This is a genomic window from Lacticaseibacillus parahuelsenbergensis, assembly GCF_030770265.1.
Taxonomy (GTDB): domain Bacteria; phylum Bacillota; class Bacilli; order Lactobacillales; family Lactobacillaceae; genus Lacticaseibacillus; species Lacticaseibacillus casei.
On sequence record NZ_CP132482.1, the window covers coordinates 1,097,540 to 1,115,202 of the forward strand.

The following is a 17,663-nucleotide window of genomic DNA, read 5'->3' on the forward strand; positions in this document are numbered from 1 at the left end:
TGCTCCTTTTTAAGCCTCAGGCATTGGTTGACGAAGGGTGAGTAAAGCATCTTCGTTAGTAACGGTTGGTTGGTCGTGTACGTCAATCTGATGAGCAGCTGTGTTAATCAGCAAGACAATCACGGTTGGATCAAACCCTTCTTGACGAATCAAAGACAAATCCAGCTGCACCAGCGGTTGACCGGCTTTAACTTCCTGATTGTGTTCCACTAAAGTCTTGAAGCCGCGGCCTTTGAGGTTGACGGTGTTGATGCCAATGTGGATTAAAATTTCCTGGCCATTGGCAGCTGTGAGCCCCATGGCATGACCGGTTGGGTAAACCATGGTCACTTTAGCGTCGCACGGTGCCGTAATGGTGTCAGCCTCGGGGTCGATGGCCACCCCATGACCTAGTGATCCGGAAGCGAAAACCTCGTCATCAAGCTGGCTAAGCGGAACAATCCGGCCGGCAACCACGCTTTTAAATTGTTGGGTAGTTGGCTTAGCGGCTGAGGTAGCCGGTGAATCAGCAACCACAGCGAAAAAGTAGGTCGTGATGAATGTCAGACCAAAAGCGATCGCCACGGTAATTAAAGCGTTGCGGAAGTTATCTGGATTTGCACCAATGAAAACCGGTAACGTGAAAATCCCTGGTGAGCCAAACGAATAGCGGACAAGGCCGCTGATGCCGGCGTATAATCCCGCTAGCCCACCAGACGCGATGACGCAGGCTAAGGCACGTTTGTATTTGAGCGTTACGCCATAAAGTGCCGGTTCGGTAATACCGGATAATGCCGTCACCGTGGCAGACAACGCAATCTGACGTCCGCGGGCTTTGCGTTCACGGACGGCAATCGCCGCGGAAGCACCAGCTTGGGCAATGTTGCTGGCCAACATACCGGGACCCATGATGGTTTCGGAACCGAATCGGCCGATTGACAGGGTAGCCAGCGGAAGTAACGACACATGCATGCCAACCATGACCAATAAAGGTGTGAAGGCACCGACGAGGGTTGGCACTAGCCAAGGAACATGTCGGTTCAACACGGAGATGGCGGCGTATAGGCCATCGCCCATCATGCTGCCGATCGGGCCAATGACGATTAAGGCAACCGGTGCCGTAATCAAGGCGACCAGCAGCGGCTTAAGCATCGTTTTAATCATGTCCGGGGCGACTTTTTCCGCAAACCTTTCGACATAACTCATGAACCACACAATTAAAATGATTGGAATGACACTGCCGCCATATGACGCAAGGCGAATTGGGGCGCCGAATAAAGCAATCGGCTTGCCAGCTGCCACCATTGCCGTGAAGTTAGGGTGCAGCAGGACACCAGCCATCATCATGGCCAGATAAGTGTTGGTATTGAATTTTTTGGCTGCACTGACAGCTAACATGAAGGGGAGAAAATAAAACGCAGCGTCCGCCATGAAGCTCAAGGTCAAATAAGGCACGCTTTTGGGATCAAGTCCGCAAAGCGCCATGATCGCAATGACGACTTTGAATAAACCGCCGGCAATTAAAACGGTGATGATGGGGGCCATGATATTGACAATGGCATTTAGGACTCGTTTTAGGACATTCTTTTCGGAACTCGCGGCATGGTTGGAAGTGGTATTGTTTTCGCGAATGGCGTAGTTTTTCATGATTTCGGCATAGTACTGGGTCACTTTGGCGCCCACGACGACTTGGGATTCGTCGCCTGAGCTTACGGCGCTTAGCACTTCAGGAATCTGTTCGAGTTGTTGGGTGTTGAACTTGGTTTTATCGATTAAGACAAAACGCAAACGTGTCGCGCAGTGGCTGAGACTTTTAATGTTGTCAACGCCACCGACCGCCTGCATGATGCGATCGGTGATTTTTGGATGGTTAGTCATTAGTTCCTCCTTGGTGGGTTGTTTGAGTGCGTGACGATGGTTTAACCGATTAACACACGGTGGATGTGAATAATGAGATAAGCCAGTTCCTCTTTTGTCGGCGGTTTATTGTAAATAGCCATGATTGTTTTGTCGACTTTGAGGGCAATTTTGGCTGCCTCAGGGTACAAACTGTACACATTGACCAGCAACTGGCCGTCATCTTCCAGCATGGTGTTGCTGAGATAGCGTTCGGCGAAGAATTTCATGTGGGTGACGAACCGCTCATAGTGCAGGCTGGTGGTCGCAATGGTGCCGCCAGTGAGCGCGCGAACGGCTTGCAGGACGTTGTCAACGAGTTGGGTGACTTCCAAAACATTGGCTTTGGCGGTCGCAGCCGGTGTGGCATTAATAATATGAAAAGCGATATTGGCGGCTTCTTCCTTAGGTAATGTGACTTCTAAGGTATCGCGCACAACGGTTAAGCCGTATTCGCCAATGGTAAAAATGTCAGGGTAGTAGGTCTTCATTTCCCAATAAATGCGATTGCCCAATGCCTGTTGGGCGTGGTAGCGCTGAACCGAGAAATGAAGATGATCCGTTAAGGCATAATAAATGCTGGGGAGCAGGGAAGCCTGCAGTTTTTCTTCGGCATAAGTGACAATCTGTGAGGTCATGCTGATGTAAACCGCGGGAATGCGATTAAGCGACTGGATCATTTCGCTTTTGCGGCTGTCATCTAGTGGCATGAACTTCTTGAACACCGCGGTATCGGGGATGGTGACACCGACCTTTTGATGGTAGCCGATGCCTTTACCAAAGGCGATATATTCATCCCCGTTTTGTTCGGCGAGCACCACGTTGACGTTGAGAACCTTTTTGATGCGAAACACACAACTCCTCCTTTCTTGAAATTTACCATTAAGCTTAGCAACTGAGGGGTTTTGCAGGTAGTTAATGGGGTGAGCAAATTTTAAAGCGAGAAAAAACAGGCAAAATTAAGAAGATCGTTTGATGTCGAAACGATGATCAAAGTCTTGCCTGCATTACCAGTAACATACGCTTGTTTATTCAGTTGATAGTTGCATTTTAGCAATCAAATGATGAAAACGCAACCATGTAAACTAAAAGCTCTAGATATTTTTTACTTGTTTACTACTTATTAATTTAAAAATAAATAGCAACCCGTGGATTGATGAACAAAATCATGGGTTACTATTATTTTTATTTAAATTAGGTATAGCTAGATTTATCAGCTTGAAGTCGTTTCTAGCAAGGCAAAGGCCAAGCCTCTACGTTGGTCGATAAACGAACTCACGACGATCAAATCCGTTTTGTCTGCTTCAAATGGCGCCGGTTGCTTGGCCAATATTCATAGACGGTGACACCAATAGCCACCAGAACGCCGATAATGGTCAGCCACCAGCCTTGGGTGATACCAGGCGTGTGATAGGTTAAGGTGAACGTCGAACGGCTAGTGGGGACTTTGAGGCCGATGAATCCGCGGTAGTTTTGCAAGGTGACGTTCTTAGAATTAACTTGCCAGCCTTTTTCGTAAGGAATGGTCAGCATGATATAACCACTGTTGTTTGCCTTGGTTGTCAGGGTAACTCGGCCATTTTGAATGCGTTGTTTCGGAGCTTTTTGCTTGGCTGTGGCAATCGTTTGTTTAAACGCGGTTCGATTGAGCGTGTATAACGCAAAGTGATCGAGATCAATTTGATTGAGGCCACGGTTAAACGTCAACGTGATCGTGGTTGGTTTGGTGCTGTTGATCGGCATTGAAACTGTTTTGCTGCCAGTGTCGGGGTCATTTTTAACCGGAATGTTGTTGATACTGATTGCCATGTTCTTGCGCATGTTTTCACCCATAACCAGATATTGCTGTTCGCTGGTCGGGTTGACCATTAACGTAATCGAAGCTGCATTTTTCTTGTTGACTTTGGTCGCAACAGCGTTCGTCAGGGTCGTGAGCGGCTTGACATTGTCGACACTGATGCCGGAAAAGTCGCTGGTTGTCAGCATTGTCTGGTTGGCTTGAGGCGACAGCGTTTCAAAATACGCATTTTGCTGCAGCACTGGGTTGGCCTGAACCTGAGTTGGGATTTTCCGGTAAATCTGGGTGGCTACCGGCAGGGCATCGGGATTTTGATAAATATTGAAGTAGTCATTGTGGCCCACGAGCTTATAAGCCGATAAGTCATAGCGCGGGTTGGAAATAATTCGGGAGGCAACTTGCTGATAGGCTTTTGTCCCGGTTTTCTTGCTTTGCGTGTTAACGATCAATAGCTGTTTGACGCCTAGCAGACTTTCCAACGGCCAAGTGAGGTCATTGTTTTTAACGCGACCAGCTGATCCAATGGCGCCTACATTGGTTAAGGTGTTGATCGTGCTGGTGTTGAGTACTGAAGAAAAGGTGCTGATGCCGTTAAAATTATATTGATACGGGTCATCCATGGAGCGTTGGCTATCGGCATTCATTCGGTAAAAGCTGCCTGATCCGAGTTTTTTAGCATCGTCATAACCGGCTTGGAGAAACTTGCTGGTGACGGTAAAGTCTGCTGCAGGCACGAAGCTAATCGCTTTTAGACTCGTGAATGCATTGGTGCCCATGTCTAAAACAAGCAAGATCACGATGCCGCTGACCAGCCATTTTTGCGGTAGCAGCCGACTGCGGATGCTATAAAGCAAGAGCGCGGCAACTAGCAAAAAGACGCCGCCGAGGGTGAGGTTGAGTACGGTCACGTATTTATGGGTGGCCATTCTTAGAATCGTTGGGATCAGTAAGCAGCCTGCCGTCGTAATGCTGGCCATACCGAGGCGGAAGCGGGAGACGGATGGTAGATGGGCGAATCCACGCAGACTCAGCACAAGCAGCCAGAAGATTACGATGAACGAATGGCGGTAAAGATACCAGACCGGGGCCCGGAAGCCTTGCCAGATCAGCACAAGCGGATTCAGCCAAATCGACAGAATCAGAAGCAAGGTCAAGCCGCCAGAGATGAGTCGTTCGCGGACTGGAATCGACGCTGCTAAAAAGTAGCAAACTGCTCCAAGCAACGCAATCATCCCCAAGTAAAGATTCGGCAGACCGTTGGAGAGCTGGTCGAAATTAAAACTCCCGGGGATAAACTTAGAAGGCAAGTCGAGCAAGGAATAAAGTGCCTTCACACTGAAATCCGCACCGGCACTTGATAGCCGTGAAGCAGCCAAGGCGAAGTAAGTCGGAATGAGTACCACGGCAGCAAGCATCCCGCTTAGTAACGAACCGCCAGCAAATAGGCCGATTTTGCGGAGTAGGTGGGTTTGATGGTGGATCGCCCAACGCCAACCAAAATATAAAACCGCAAAAATGGCGATCATGAAGCCGATGTAATAATTCGTTATAAAACTAAGACTGAGCGGCACGACATACGGCATGATCCGATGGGTTTCAAACAGCCGATCAATGCCCAAGACCACTAATGGCAGTAGAATCACGCCGTCCATCCACATGATGTTAAGAAAGTTGGCGACCAAAAAGCCGGACAAGCCATAGCTGATACTGAAGACCAACGTGTACCAGCGGGCGCCGGCATGATGACTGGCATAGCACTGAGCTGTTGCCGCAGCAGCGCTGTATTTAAGCGCCGTCACAAACAACATGGCAACTGGTAACGCGTGCCGGGAAACAAGAACAAAGATCAGGTTAAACGGACTCAGTAAGTAGTAAGTCCAGTTAGCATACATGCCACCGCCAAGACTGTTCGAAAAGGAATACGCCTTGCCTGCGGTTCCGGCCAATGCGTGTTTTAAATAAGTAAAAAAGTCGATGTATTGCACTGCCGAATCATTGGCGAGAATGGACGATGAGCCAAATGGCGCCATTTTTAAAGCGGCAAAAACGCAGAGACTGATGATAAAGGTCAGCGCAAAACTCACAAGCAGTAGCGGCCAGGTTTTGGTTTTTTTGAAATGCAACATATCCGGGCAAGACTCCTTTGAAAAGCAATCGGTTAGTCGTTAATAATTAATATGATAGCAAAAACCGCGCTGAATAAAAAATAAGCTAAGTTTAAATATTAACTTAATCATAACGCGGGACTGGCCAGGTGCAGCAGCCGAAACAGCATGAAAACGTTTTAAGTTGCAAGTCTTGATGATTCTTTAAAATTCACTTCGCCCGTTGTTGCCGTTATTGTTACAATATTAAGAGAACGTGCGCGATGATCATCGTTTGGAGGGCTTTTATGGCGATACAAACAAGAAGTTCAGACATCAGGAAATTTTTAAAAACAAATGCGATCTGGCTGCTGCCGATGTTGGCAGTTGCTTTGGTGTTATTGGTACAGTGGCCGCAGCTGCATCTGTCCTATATTTTCCACCAAGACGACACGATGCCGCAATTGCGCCGCATGGAAAGTTACGTTACCAGTGTCCAGCATGGCGCGTATTTTCCGAAGGTTTTTCCTGAAGAAGTTCGCCATTTTGGCTATGCTTTTGATGCCTTTTATCCGTCCTTGATGTTGCTCCCGTATGTTTGGCTGCGGTTAGCCGGACTCGGGGTTGTCAGCGCCTACTATGGTTATCAAACGCTGATTTTGGTGGTGACGGTGCTGGCGGCCTACGCCAGTTTTCTGAAAATTCGCCGCCGTCCGCTTGCGGCATTCGTTTTCAGCGTCGTGTATACAACCGCGGTCTATCGGATGCTGGATGCCTTTGTTCGTGGGGCACTTGGTGAAAATCTTGCCTTTATTTTTTTGCCGATCATTACAGCCGGAATGTACCTGATCTATATAAAGCAGTCGGACAACTGGTTCTTATTGGCCTTTGGCGTGACCGGCTTGATGTACGCGCACATGTTGTCGCTCGTAATGGTGCTCGAGTTTCTGGTTGGCGGGTTCCTGGTGTTGGTGGCATTAAGATGCGTTTCGTGGCGAATGGTGTGGTATACGGCATATGCGGCGATCAGCTCCCTATTGATGGGGGTGGGCAGCTACCTGCCTATGTTGGAGATTTCGCAACATTTGCCGCTTAAACTTGCCGAATCCGCAACGATTTGGCTCAATTACCTGCAATACAGCCTGGGCGACTTGTTTCAAAATTCATTGAGCATGTATGCTTCCACCAGCAACATGCAAAACGTGAATCAGACGTTCCGTCCGGGGATGGGCGTTTTGATGCTAGGTATTGCGATCGGTTTAGCGCTCTGGTGGCCTAAGTTAAGCCGTTCTGTCAAAGTAGCGGCAGGACTGGGTTTTGTCACCATCTTCTTAAGCACTAATCTTTTTCCATGGTCACTGTTTCGGAAGACCGTTTTAGGCACGATTCAGTTTCCGTGGCGATACTTGGAGCTAACGACTTTATTCCTGAGTCTGGCTGTGGCTTTGTTGGTGGCGGAAAAAGTGCATCCGCAACGTTTTGCATGGGGGATGGTCTTGGCAGCCTGTGTGGTTGGGTTTAGCTATGCCGCGACGATTAATACGACCATGATGAACGCCAATACTTATCGGGTGACAGACAAAAATGCTGCCGGCTACTATGGCGATGCGACTGGCGGCGGGTCGGAGTATGCACCGAAGCAATTTGATCCCACTACCTTTTTCAAGAAAGATCAAGCCGTGGTTTTGCCGTCACATAAACTTCAACGCTTGACCCCGTTGACCCAGCATTATAACGATTTACGCTTTGGCTACACCAGCCCGCGATCGGTTGTCTTGCAATTACCTAAGTTTGCCTATGTCGGCTATAACGTCACCGTCGATGGGAAAGTCGTTCCGTATCGGGCCCAAGGTAAAAATGCCCTCCTGACCATCACGGCGCCGGCTGGCAGTCACCGGGTGCGGGTCGTCTATACCGGCACGCGATTGCAACATGTTACTGGATGGCTTTCCTTGGCAGCTGCCATTATATTTTTCCTGAGCTGGATCTTTGTCGCGATTCGCAATTTTGATCCTGAAAAAAGCACCACTTCCGAAGATCCGAAGTAGTGCGTTATGGTCAATGTACCGGTGTGTCAGACTTTTGCGCTTAACTAGCTGAAAAGTCTGCATGCCGGTTTTATTTGATTTTACGGGCAATAAAAATCGGGCGTTGCTTGGTTTCGATATAGATCCGGCCGATGTAACGACCCACAATACCCAGCGCGAATAGTTGAATGCCGCCGATCATGAGGAAAATCGAGACCATCGACGGCCAGCCTGCTGTCGGATCGCCATAGAGCGCCGCCCGAATGACGATAAATACCAAGGCCGCAAACGCACCTAAAAAGCTAATAATGCCGATCATCGAAACAAAGGTCAGCGGGGCATCGGAAAAATCAATAATCCCATCGATGGCGTAACGCAAAAGGCCAGTAAACGACCAACTAGTTTCACCATGTTGACGTTCGATATTCTGGTAGGGAAGGTACTTGGTTTTAAAGCCAACCCAACTGAAAAGTCCCTTCGAAAACCGATTACGTTCGGTCATATGTACAATCGCATCAACCACTTGGCGCGTCATGAGCCGAAAATCACGGGCACCCGGAACAATCTGGGTCTGGGAGACGCGATTGATGAATTTATAGAAGAGATTGGAAAAGAATGACCGTACTGGCGCTTCACCGGAACGATCTGTCCGCTGGGCACCGGCCATGTCATAACCTTCCTGAAGGGCAGCGTACATATCCGGCAACATGGCTGGCGGATCTTGCAGGTCAGCGTCCATCACGGCATAATAATCAGCTTTTGCTGTGACCAAACCGGCGTACATGGCGGCTTCCTTACCAAATGACCGCGATAGATCAATGTAGTGCACTTGCGCATCGCTATCTTGCAGGTGCTGGACTTGAGCGAGCGTGTCGTCAGTCGAGCCATCGTTGACATACCAGATTTGCGGCTCCAACTGAGTCAGGTCGGTTTGAAAAGTTTTCATTAAAGCTTGGTAGATCAAGGGAACATTTTCGGATTCATTATGACAGGGAATAATAATTGCCACGCTTTGCGGCATGAAGAAGCCTCCTCGGAAAGTGAATGCGTTATGGTGATGTGTCAACATCAGTCGTGCATCGTTTTGACCGCCTTAGTTAACTTGGCATTCTGACTCGTCACTGTTGTCAGGTTAGCGGTCATGACATCAATTTGTTGATTCAGTGAACTGTAATATTGATTAAGTTGTGAGATTTGGGTTTCCAAATCCGCCTGCGAGACGTCACTACCAGCCGTGGCCGCGAAAAAATCGTCCTCGGCACTCAACATTTCCCGATAATAACTAACCAGGGTTTTGTGATCGAGTTTGGCCAGCTTGAGACTGGTCAGCACCTTGCTCAGCGGCGCTTGGGGCATGTCTTCAGACGGCTGGTTATTGAGTTTGGTCAAGGTATTATTGGCATCAGTCAGCGCTGTGTTCGCCGCTTCCAATGATTTAAACGCTGCGGCGCGCTTATCCAACAATTTTCTGACCGCTCCATCGTCATTTTTTAGATCTGCCGACGGGTCATCTTGGTATGCCTTCTCAAAGGTGGACGGAAAATCATTCACCGTCGAGCCGATGACCTGCAACGCTTGCTGTTCCTGCTGCACTTGGGTTTGCACAGTCTGCGTCGTTGTCAGCAATTGCTTTTTTTGATTTAAAGTGGCCGAACACCCAACAAAAAGAAAGGCTAGCACGGCTAATAATGGCAGTAATTTTTTCATGTCTCAGTCCTCTTTTTCTATGGTAGCGTAACAACAAAAGAATTACTAGAGGCTACATGGTGAGCGGGCTTAGAAGCAATCACGCTAATAACAAAACAACGTATGATAAACTAAAGGCAAATGGAGGAATTGCTTATGCATATCGGTATGCGAACGGTTAAAACAGCGGTGGGAACAGCGGTTGCGATGCTCATTGCTTATGCCTTACATCTTGAATATTGGACAGCTGCCGGTATCATTACGATTCTGTCGGTTCAGAATACCACCAAAGCATCGTTCAGGCTGGTTGCCTACCGACTGCTGGCAACTGTGTTGGGCTTTGTCATTGCGATCGGGGCATTCTTGGTTCTGGGGTACAATGCGCTGGCGTTTGGCGTTTTCCTTTTAATCTTCATCCCACTAACCAACGTGTTTGAAGTGCAAAGCGGCATTGTGATGACGGCCGTGTTGGTCACGCATTTTATGATGGCCAAAAGTTGCAGCTGGTTCTGGATTCGCAATGAACTTTTGTTGCTGGCGGTCGGTGCCGGCGTTGCGCTTGTGGCAAATCTGTTTATGCCGAGTCTGGAAGCCAAAATCACGGAATTTCAAGCGCAGGTCGAAGCGGAAATGCGGGAAATCATCGATCATATGAGTCAACAGTTGGGGCCGGAGCATCTTAAAAGTGCCGATAACTGGGCGAATTTATCGGATTTGAAAATGACGCTGGATGCAGCAGTGGCTTGGGCAAATCGGCACAGTGACAATCAATTGTGGTCGGAAAATGACTATTACCAAGCTTACTTCGAGATGCGAGCCAATCAATATGAACTGTTACGCCAAATGCAGGATAGCCTGGATCGAATCGAGACGCCGGTTTTGCAGGCGGCTGTGATCAGCGATGCCTTGTCGATGACAGCTAGTGTGTTGAATGAAGATAATCCGGCGACGCAACTAGTTACGATGGTCAAAAAGATTCAGCGCAACTTCGCGGCTTCACCGCTGCCGACTGATCGTGCATCGTTTGAAAGCCGCGCCCGTTTATTTTATTTTCTGGAAGACTTCTCTCGTTTATTACAGTTAAAGCGCAATTTCAATCACATTATTTCCTCGCAAAATTGATTTCTGAAAGTGCTGACACTTGCGACGATTTTACCGTGATGGTAGACTAAACATGTACTTTTTGAATGGTCGTGGTTGCATGGTTTCAGAACTTTCTTCCACTTGTACCAAACAGAAATACACGATATTATCATGCGTCAAATGACGCAAGGAGGAATGTTCTCATGGAACACGGCACAGTTAAATGGTTCAACGCTGAAAAGGGTTACGGCTTTATCACACGGGAAGATGGCAGCGATGTTTTCGTTCACTTCTCAGCTATCCAAGGCGACGGTTACAAAACCCTCGAAGAAGGCCAAGCGGTAACGTTTGAAGTCGAAGACAGCGATCGCGGCCCACAAGCGGTTAACGTTAACAAAGACTAATTAAAGAAACCATTGACCGACTGCATTCGATGCAGCCGGTTTTTATTTGTTGAGCGCGAACAGGAGCGCTTAGAAATCGGAGTGTAAGTGGCCTTGGGCGCAGGTTTCTGGGCTGGCGAACGCGTTATGGCCTGAGCTGATTCTCTAGCTTTTCGTAAAAAAACAATGTTTCGTAACATCAGAGCCATTGGTCCATGGTAAACTAATCTATAACAAAATCATCATCTTTGGATAGGGCTAATGGAGGCTGGGGCGCGATGTTAAAATTTGAAGAAGTGGCACCTGAGGCAAGGATTCAATATTTAGATCTCCTATTGGTGGGGGATGAAGATCCCGCCATGCTTAGTCGCTATTTAAGTACAGGGACACTTTTTGCCGCGCTTGATGATCAGGTGCCGGTCGGCGTCGCGATGGTTGTTCCAGTCGATGAGCAGACGGTTGAATTGAAAAATCTCGCGGTCGCGTCTGCGCGCCGCCGTCAAGGCATTGCGTCCGGATTATTGCGGCACGTGGGCTTGGTGTATGCCACTCAGCAGTATCAGGAGATTTTGGTGGGCACCGGCGATGTCGATTTTGATAATCTCCGCTTCTACATGCGACGCGGGTTTCGGTTGGATTCGATTCGGAAACATTTTTTTGACCAATACAGCCAGCCTGTTTATGCTGACGGATTGAAGTTACAGGATATGCTGGTTTTGCGGCGTAAATTGTTATTGACACGCGAAGATGAGACGAAGGGGTAAAGGCCATTGGCGAAAAAGCGCCGACGTTTTACATTGAAAAAGATTCCGCTGGCCGCTTGGCTCGTTCTGGCGTTTTTTGCAGTCGGGGCAACGTTGGTGGTCGGTTCATATTGGTCACAGCGTCAAGCGGAAGTTTCACAACAGCAGGCCAGTATCGATAAAAAAGCCGCTGAAAAGGCGAAGAAAGAGGCCTTTATCAAGCGACTGGCACCGACAGCACAGGCCATGCAGAAACAGTATGGCGTTTTGACCAGTATTACGTTGGCACAGGCTATTCTCGAATCCGACTGGGGAACAAGCACATTGGCCAAAGATTATCACAATCTGTTCGGCATTAAAGGAACGGATCCTGCGAACACCAAGGTGCTACGAACCAAAGAATATGTCAATGATAAGTGGATTACGGTTGATGGCCGGTTTCGGGTATACAGCGATGATACGGCATCAATCCGTGATCACGCGCTATTATTTGTTAACGGGACTGACTGGAATCCGCAACAATACGCGACCGTGCGCGCGGCCAAGGATTACAAATCGGCAGCATCGGCTCTGCAGACAGATGGGTATGCGACCGATCCTGATTATCCGCAAAAGTTGATTCATCTGATTGAAACTTGGAATCTGACGCAATATGACAGCTGAATGTTCGTATTTTAATGATGACACAATCCCTGTTGTTTGGCTTTAATAACCCCAAATCACAGGGGTTTTGTTCTCTTATGGTCGTGAAAGCGGCTACTTGTCTCGTTCGGGAATCGCTGAAGCTGTATTGTTCCACAGCGTTTTTTATGGTAAGCTTGTTGAAAATTTACAAATAGAAGGAGTGCTTGTGGTGAAATTACTGGAAGACCGGATCAAAAAGGATGGCCAAGTTATCGGAACAGATGTGTTGAAGGTGGATAACTTCCTGAATCATCAAGTCGATCCTGATTTAATGGCCGATCTGGGTAAGGAATTTTACCGGCGTTTCAGCAATGAGCCGATCACCAAAATCCTTACTGTTGAAAGTTCCGGCATTGCCCCTGCGATTGCAACGGCGATGGAGTTTCACAAGCCGCTTGTGTTTGCCCGCAAGCACAAGAGTCTGACCTTAAAGGATCATCTGTACACTGCCACGGTTTATTCATTTACCAAAAAGACTTCCAATGAAATTGCAATTTCCCGCAAGTTCCTTTCCGCGGACGACAATGTGCTGATTATTGATGATTTTTTGGCGAATGGCCAAGCGGTTGAAGGGTTGATGGAGATCATTGCCCAAGCTGGCGCAACATTGAGTGGTGTCGGGATTGTCATCGAAAAAACCTTCCAGAAAGGCCGCAAGCTGCTGGATGATAAGCATGTCCGGGTTGAATCTTTGGCAAGAATTAGTGCGTTTGAAGATGGCCACGTCATTTTTGCACCGGAGGACTAAGCCTAAACATGAAAAGTAAAAGCATTTCCAATCCAAAAGCCGCGGCACTTGGGCTGCAACATCTGTTAGCCATGTATTCGGGGTCGGTGTTGGTGCCGATTCTGATTGGTGCCTCTTTGCACTTTACTTCAGAGCAGATGACTTATCTGGTTTCGATTGATATTTTTATGTGTGGCATTGCCACTGCTTTACAGGTATTTGGCAATAAATATTTTGGTATTAAATTACCGGTTGTTTTAGGCTGTGCGGTGCAAGCCGTGGCACCGTTAATCATGATCGGACAGAAATTCAACTTTCAGACGATGTACGGTGCCATTATCGTTGCTGGTTTGTTTGTCTTTCTGATTGGCGGGGCGTTTTCAAAACTGCGCTTTTTGTTTCCGCCGCTGGTGACTGGTTCATTGATTACGGTTATCGGGTTATCGTTAATTCCGGTCGCCTTCCAGAATCTTGGTGGGGGTTCCACAACAGCTAAAGATTTCGGCAATATGACGAATCTCCTGGTCGGCACGTTCACTGTCTTACTGATTCTGGCCATTAACGTTTGGGGCCGAGGCTTTTTGCACTCTATTGCCATTCTGGTCGGCTTGATTGCTGGTACCGTGTTAGCCGGTTTTTTCGGGTTGGTTAGTTTCCAACCGGTCGTTGAGGCTAGTTGGTTTCACGTGCCGACGCCATTTTATTTTGGGGTACCACATTTTGAATGGAGCTCGATCGTCACGATGATTTTGATTTCAATGACGTCGATGGTTGAGAGTACTGGCGTTTTCTTTGCTTTAGGGGATATTGTCGGACGGAAAATCGAAGCGGACGATCTGAAACGTGGCTATCGCGCAGAGGGCTTGGCAGTCATGCTAGGCGGTTTGTTTAACACCTTCCCGTACACGACCTTCTCGCAAAACGTCGGCTTGGTGCAGCTTTCAGGGATTAAAACGCGAAAACCGGTCATCTATTCGGCAATTTTCCTAGTTATTTTGGGCCTGTTACCAAAAATCGGTGCGCTGGCCACGATCATTCCGGCGCCGGTTCTTGGTGGCGCGATGCTAGTGATGTTTGGCATGGTGGCGGTTCAAGGCATCCGGATGCTGCAACAGGTTGATTTTGAAAATGATAAAAATCTGTTGGTTGCCGCGATCTCGATCGGTCTAGGCTTAGGGGTGACTGTTCAGCCGCATATCGTCCAGTTTTTGCCGAAGACCATTCAACTGCTTTTCGGGTCGGGGATTTTGATGACCAGCTTGAGTGCCGTGTTGTTGAACTGGATTTTCAATTCACCTAGTCGGACACCGGAGATGCCGATTGATCGCGGTTTAAACGAAAATGATTCAGATAAATAAAGTCAAAGCGAGGAACAAATGTGACGCAATTTATTAGTCCAGGAGCCACTATTGGCATCATCGGCGGCGGAGTTTCAGCTTTTCGCATGGCTGATACCGCCAGTCTGATGGGCATGCGTACTGTGGTTTTGGCACCCACGCAAACCGATATTGCGCTTGAAAAAGCCGATATTCCCTTGGTAGGTAAGTCGGATGATCGCACTGCGTTAAAAGAATTGACGCAAATGAGTACGGTGATGACGTTTACCGACGAGAATGTGGACGGCGCGATCTTAGCGGAGTTAGCAACCGCGAGTCAATTGCCTTCAGGAAGCGACATTTTGACGGTAACGCAGGATCGTTATCTGGAAAAAGTCTTTCTTGACGATCTCAACATGAATATTTTGCCTTATACCCAAGTCATCACGCCGGGCGATATCAATGAAGCGATTGATACGATTGGCTATCCCGCCTTATTGAAGCCAATTCAAAAGGGGATGGGGGTCGATCAGCAGTTATTGTTGTCGACACCGGATGATGTGGATCGCGCTAAGCAACTGTTGCAACAACGTCCGTACATTTTGGAAGCCTATTTGCAAAATATCAAAGAGGTGGCCGTGATGGTGGCAAAAGCCGGCACGACCATTCGAATCGGACCGGTCATCCAAAATTATTTTGACCATCATCAGCTCAAAGCTTCATCGGTGCGCGCTGACGTTGATCCGGCCGTTATTGTGGAAATTCGGCGCATTGCCGAGAAAATTGCCAAGAAACTTGACTACACCGGCATTTTTAGCCTTGAATTCTTCTTAGCGGCTAATGGCACCCTGTACGTCAAGCGGGTTTATCCGGGGCCAAAGTTGTATGGTCATCTCATGCAGAGTACCAGCGACATTTCCGAATACGAATTACATCTGCGGGCCATTCTTGGTTGGCCATTGCCGGAATTGGAACTGGCTGAGGACGGGGTTGGCATTCCGCTCCGGCAAAAAGATATGGACGCGGTGTTGACGCAAATTCAAATCAAGCCTGACTGGCGCTTCGCTTTCTATCCGAACGGTGGCGAGTTAGTCGGTGAAATTGAAATCGTTGGCGATTTGAAGGCAATCAAAGACAGTATTAACGCAACCGGACATTTTGTTATTCAGTAACGTTTTTATCAAGCTATAAGTTTTCGGATTGGTCAGTTAGTGGTTATTAATTGGATGGATCTGAACCTCATGGATCTTAAAAGTCGTGCTCACCTTAGAGGAGGAAAAAACCTGTGATTCCGCGTTATAGTCGCCCTGAGATGGCGGCAATTTGGTCAGAAAAGAACCGGTATGCTGCTTGGCTGGAAGTTGAAATTTTGGCGGCCGAAGCTTGGTCTAAGTTAGGAGAAATCCCAGCCAGCGATGTCAAAGCCTTGCGTGCCAATGCAAAATTCGATGTTGATCGGATTCATGAAATCGAAGCCGTGACCCATCATGATGTGGTAGCCTTTACCCGCGATGTTTCCGAAAGCCTTGGACCGGAGAAAAAATGGGTTCATTTTGGCTTAACCAGTACCGATGTGGTCGACACGGCGCAAGGATACTTATTAAAGCAGGCTAATCAGATTCTGCGGTCGGATCTGGATGCCTTAAAAGCGAGCTTGGCCAAATTGGCGAAGGCCCATAAAGATACCGTGATGATGGGGCGGACGCATGGTGTTCACGCTGAGCCAACGACATTTGGTCTTGTGGTCGCCACTTGGTACTCCGAGCTTAATCGGGATATTCGGCGATTTGAAGATGCCGCAAGTGATGTTGAAGCGGGTAAGATTAGCGGTGCCGTGGGAACGTTTGCCAATACGCCGCCAGCGGTTGAAGCTTACGTGACGAAGCAACTGGGCATTCGCGCACAGGAGATCTCGACGCAGGTGTTGCCACGTGATCTGCACGCGCATTACATTCAGACGTTGGGATTGATTGCGACATCAGTTGAACGTTTTGCCTTGCAGATTCGACATATGCAGCGTACCGAGGTTCATGAGGTCGAAGAACACTTCAACAAAGGTCAGAAGGGTTCCAGTGCAATGCCGCATAAGCGTAATCCGATCGGTTCAGAGAATGTCTCAGGGTTAGCCCGTGTCATCCGCGGTTATGAAACGCCAGCATTAGAAGACGTTTTACTGTGGCATGAGCGTGATATTTCACATTCCAGTGCCGAACGGATCATGTTGCCGGATGCCACCGGTCTGCTGGATTATATCCTGCATCGCTTTACCAGCATCCTTGATCATCTGGACGTCTTCCCAGAACGGATGAAAGCAAACATGAATTTGACACACGGCTTGATTTATAGTCAGCGGGTCATGCTCAAACTCATCGAAAGTGGTCTGAGTCGTGAGCAAGCCTACGATCTGGTTCAACCAAAAACGGCAGTTGCCTGGGATGAGCATCGTGATTTTCGGCCGTTGCTCGAGGCAGATCCTGAAATCATGGGTCGGCTGTCCAAGGCCGATTTGGATGACGCCTTTGACTATCATTATCACCTCAAGCATGTTGACGAAATATTCAAGCGTGTTGGGTTAGCATAACTTACCCGCTGCACGTTTTGGTGAGTGAAGACCAAAAAACCGGTTCTAGACAGCAATTTGTCTAGAGCCGGTTTTTGCTTAAAGTGACAGGTTTAAATGAGCCGGATTATTTGGCAATGGCGTTTAAAGATAGTACCGGTGGCTGTTCCCACGCATTTTGGGGATTGGCGCTTAATAGTGATTGATCTGTCGTCAAGACAAGCAGGCAACTGTCGGTTTGCTGCAAGGCGCGACTGGCTTCGGTTAAAAAGGAACGGGTGACTTGTGGGTCAAACACTTCAGCACGGCCGCTTAGCAGCAAATAACGTTTTTTACCCACTAAGCCACAATAAAATTGCAGGTATAGCCGTTGCATGGTGTCCAATGTAGCAGCTGGCTGATCGAGGATTGGCGAGTTGTTATTCAGCCATTCCGGCAAAAAGTCCGTGTTCTTGCTGTGCCCATTGATGTACAGATTATTGCGGACACTGAGATAATCCAAAATGCCAGTGTCTCGGCTGCTGATAAAAGCAAGCTGTTTCATCAAACCGCCGCTCGCAAAATTCTTAATATACTGATCACGGAGGTCGTTCAGTGCTTCCTCGTCTGGCACATACAGATACTGAATCGTTTTGGGTGCAAAGAGCTTCGCAAGATTCTCACGATACACATCAAGTTGTTTTGACCGAAATAACAT

15 protein-coding genes are annotated in these 17,663 nt (G+C 48.1%); 9 read left to right on the forward strand and 6 right to left on the reverse strand.

Annotated features, from left to right (window positions below; genetic code table 11):
- Positions 1-9: 9 nt before the first annotated feature.
- The 3 genes from LACPH_RS05160 to LACPH_RS05170 all read right to left on the reverse strand — a co-directional run bounded on the left by LACPH_RS05160 (position 10) and on the right by LACPH_RS05170 (position 5,799).
- The gene (locus tag LACPH_RS05160; protein ID WP_274784703.1) at positions 10-1,857 is read right to left on the reverse strand and encodes a beta-glucoside-specific PTS transporter subunit IIABC; all 1,848 of its coding nucleotides are present in this window, start codon (positions 1,855-1,857) and stop codon (positions 10-12) included.
- A 41-nt stretch (positions 1,858-1,898) separates the two neighbouring features.
- Positions 1,899-2,729 (reverse strand): PRD domain-containing protein, encoded by an 831-nt coding sequence (locus LACPH_RS05165; RefSeq protein WP_049172278.1) that lies wholly within the window; start codon positions 2,727-2,729, stop codon positions 1,899-1,901.
- A 430-nt stretch (positions 2,730-3,159) separates the two neighbouring features.
- On the reverse strand, positions 3,160-5,799 hold the full coding sequence (locus tag LACPH_RS05170) for a YfhO family protein (protein ID WP_274784704.1): 2,640 nt from the start codon (positions 5,797-5,799) through the stop codon (positions 3,160-3,162).
- Positions 5,800-6,065: 266 nt separating this feature from the next.
- Between LACPH_RS05170 and LACPH_RS05175 the strand changes: the two genes are divergently transcribed.
- On the forward strand, positions 6,066-7,805 hold the full coding sequence (locus LACPH_RS05175; protein WP_274784705.1) for a putative glycosyltransferase family protein: 1,740 nt from the start codon (positions 6,066-6,068) through the stop codon (positions 7,803-7,805).
- A 70-nt stretch (positions 7,806-7,875) separates the two neighbouring features.
- Here LACPH_RS05175 and LACPH_RS05180 read toward each other — a convergent pair whose 3' ends face one another.
- Entirely contained in the window at positions 7,876-8,805 is a 930-nt protein-coding gene (locus tag LACPH_RS05180; RefSeq protein ID WP_274784706.1) for a glycosyltransferase family 2 protein, read from the reverse strand.
- Positions 8,806-8,852: 47 nt separating this feature from the next.
- On the reverse strand, positions 8,853-9,491 hold the full coding sequence (locus LACPH_RS05185; RefSeq protein WP_274784707.1) for a YkyA family protein: 639 nt from the start codon (positions 9,489-9,491) through the stop codon (positions 8,853-8,855).
- Positions 9,492-9,626: 135 nt separating this feature from the next.
- Here LACPH_RS05185 and LACPH_RS05190 point away from each other — a divergent pair, with 135 nt between their 5' ends.
- The 8 genes from LACPH_RS05190 (at position 9,627) to purB (ending at position 16,987) form a co-directional block, all read left to right on the forward strand.
- A complete protein-coding gene (locus LACPH_RS05190) occupies positions 9,627-10,592 on the forward strand; it encodes an aromatic acid exporter family protein (RefSeq protein WP_010489006.1) in 966 nt (321 codons plus the stop codon).
- A 164-nt stretch (positions 10,593-10,756) separates the two neighbouring features.
- A complete protein-coding gene (locus LACPH_RS05195) occupies positions 10,757-10,957 on the forward strand; it encodes a cold-shock protein (RefSeq protein WP_003566521.1) in 201 nt (66 codons plus the stop codon).
- Positions 10,958-11,214: 257 nt separating this feature from the next.
- Positions 11,215-11,700: a GNAT family N-acetyltransferase gene (locus LACPH_RS05200; RefSeq protein WP_274784708.1), complete on the forward strand. Its 486-nt coding sequence runs from the start codon at positions 11,215-11,217 to the stop codon at positions 11,698-11,700.
- A gap of 6 nt (positions 11,701-11,706) precedes the next feature.
- A complete protein-coding gene (locus LACPH_RS05205; RefSeq protein ID WP_025013168.1) occupies positions 11,707-12,342 on the forward strand; it encodes a glycoside hydrolase family 73 protein in 636 nt (211 codons plus the stop codon).
- A gap of 190 nt (positions 12,343-12,532) precedes the next feature.
- Positions 12,533-13,111, forward strand: a complete 579-nt coding sequence (locus tag LACPH_RS05210; protein ID WP_047106314.1) for a xanthine phosphoribosyltransferase — start codon at positions 12,533-12,535, stop codon at positions 13,109-13,111.
- Positions 13,112-13,119: 8 nt separating this feature from the next.
- Positions 13,120-14,448 carry a nucleobase:cation symporter-2 family protein gene (locus tag LACPH_RS05215; RefSeq protein ID WP_025013166.1) on the forward strand — a complete coding sequence of 443 codons (1,329 nt, stop codon included), beginning with the start codon at positions 13,120-13,122 and terminating at the stop codon, positions 14,446-14,448.
- A gap of 20 nt (positions 14,449-14,468) precedes the next feature.
- Entirely contained in the window at positions 14,469-15,578 is a 1,110-nt protein-coding gene (locus LACPH_RS05220) for an ATP-grasp domain-containing protein (RefSeq protein ID WP_047105929.1), read from the forward strand.
- Positions 15,579-15,691: 113 nt separating this feature from the next.
- A complete protein-coding gene (gene purB, locus LACPH_RS05225; protein WP_274784709.1) occupies positions 15,692-16,987 on the forward strand; it encodes an adenylosuccinate lyase in 1,296 nt (431 codons plus the stop codon).
- Positions 16,988-17,093: 106 nt separating this feature from the next.
- Here the strand turns inward: purB and LACPH_RS05230 are convergent, their stop codons facing one another.
- Positions 17,094-17,663 (reverse strand): branched-chain amino acid ABC transporter ATP-binding protein, encoded by a 570-nt coding sequence (locus LACPH_RS05230; RefSeq protein ID WP_306387431.1) that lies wholly within the window; start codon positions 17,661-17,663, stop codon positions 17,094-17,096.

Coding starts and splice junctions, on each gene's coding strand:
- LACPH_RS05185 (WP_274784707.1), bottom strand. CDS start 9,491: ATGAAAAAATTACTGCCATTATTAGCCGTGCTAGCCTTTCTTTTTGTT.
- LACPH_RS05215 (WP_025013166.1), top strand. CDS start 13,120: ATGAAAAGTAAAAGCATTTCCAATCCAAAAGCCGCGGCACTTGGGCTG.
- LACPH_RS05180 (WP_274784706.1), bottom strand. CDS start 8,805: ATGCCGCAAAGCGTGGCAATTATTATTCCCTGTCATAATGAATCCGAA.
- LACPH_RS05160 (WP_274784703.1), bottom strand. CDS start 1,857: ATGACTAACCATCCAAAAATCACCGATCGCATCATGCAGGCGGTCGGT.
- LACPH_RS05195 (WP_003566521.1), top strand. CDS start 10,757: ATGGAACACGGCACAGTTAAATGGTTCAACGCTGAAAAGGGTTACGGC.
- LACPH_RS05230 (WP_306387431.1), bottom strand. CDS start 17,663: ATGTTATTTCGGTCAAAACAACTTGATGTGTATCGTGAGAATCTTGCG.
- LACPH_RS05175 (WP_274784705.1), top strand. CDS start 6,066: ATGGCGATACAAACAAGAAGTTCAGACATCAGGAAATTTTTAAAAACA.
- LACPH_RS05170 (WP_274784704.1), bottom strand. CDS start 5,799: ATGTTGCATTTCAAAAAAACCAAAACCTGGCCGCTACTGCTTGTGAGT.
- LACPH_RS05190 (WP_010489006.1), top strand. CDS start 9,627: ATGCATATCGGTATGCGAACGGTTAAAACAGCGGTGGGAACAGCGGTT.
- LACPH_RS05200 (WP_274784708.1), top strand. CDS start 11,215: ATGTTAAAATTTGAAGAAGTGGCACCTGAGGCAAGGATTCAATATTTA.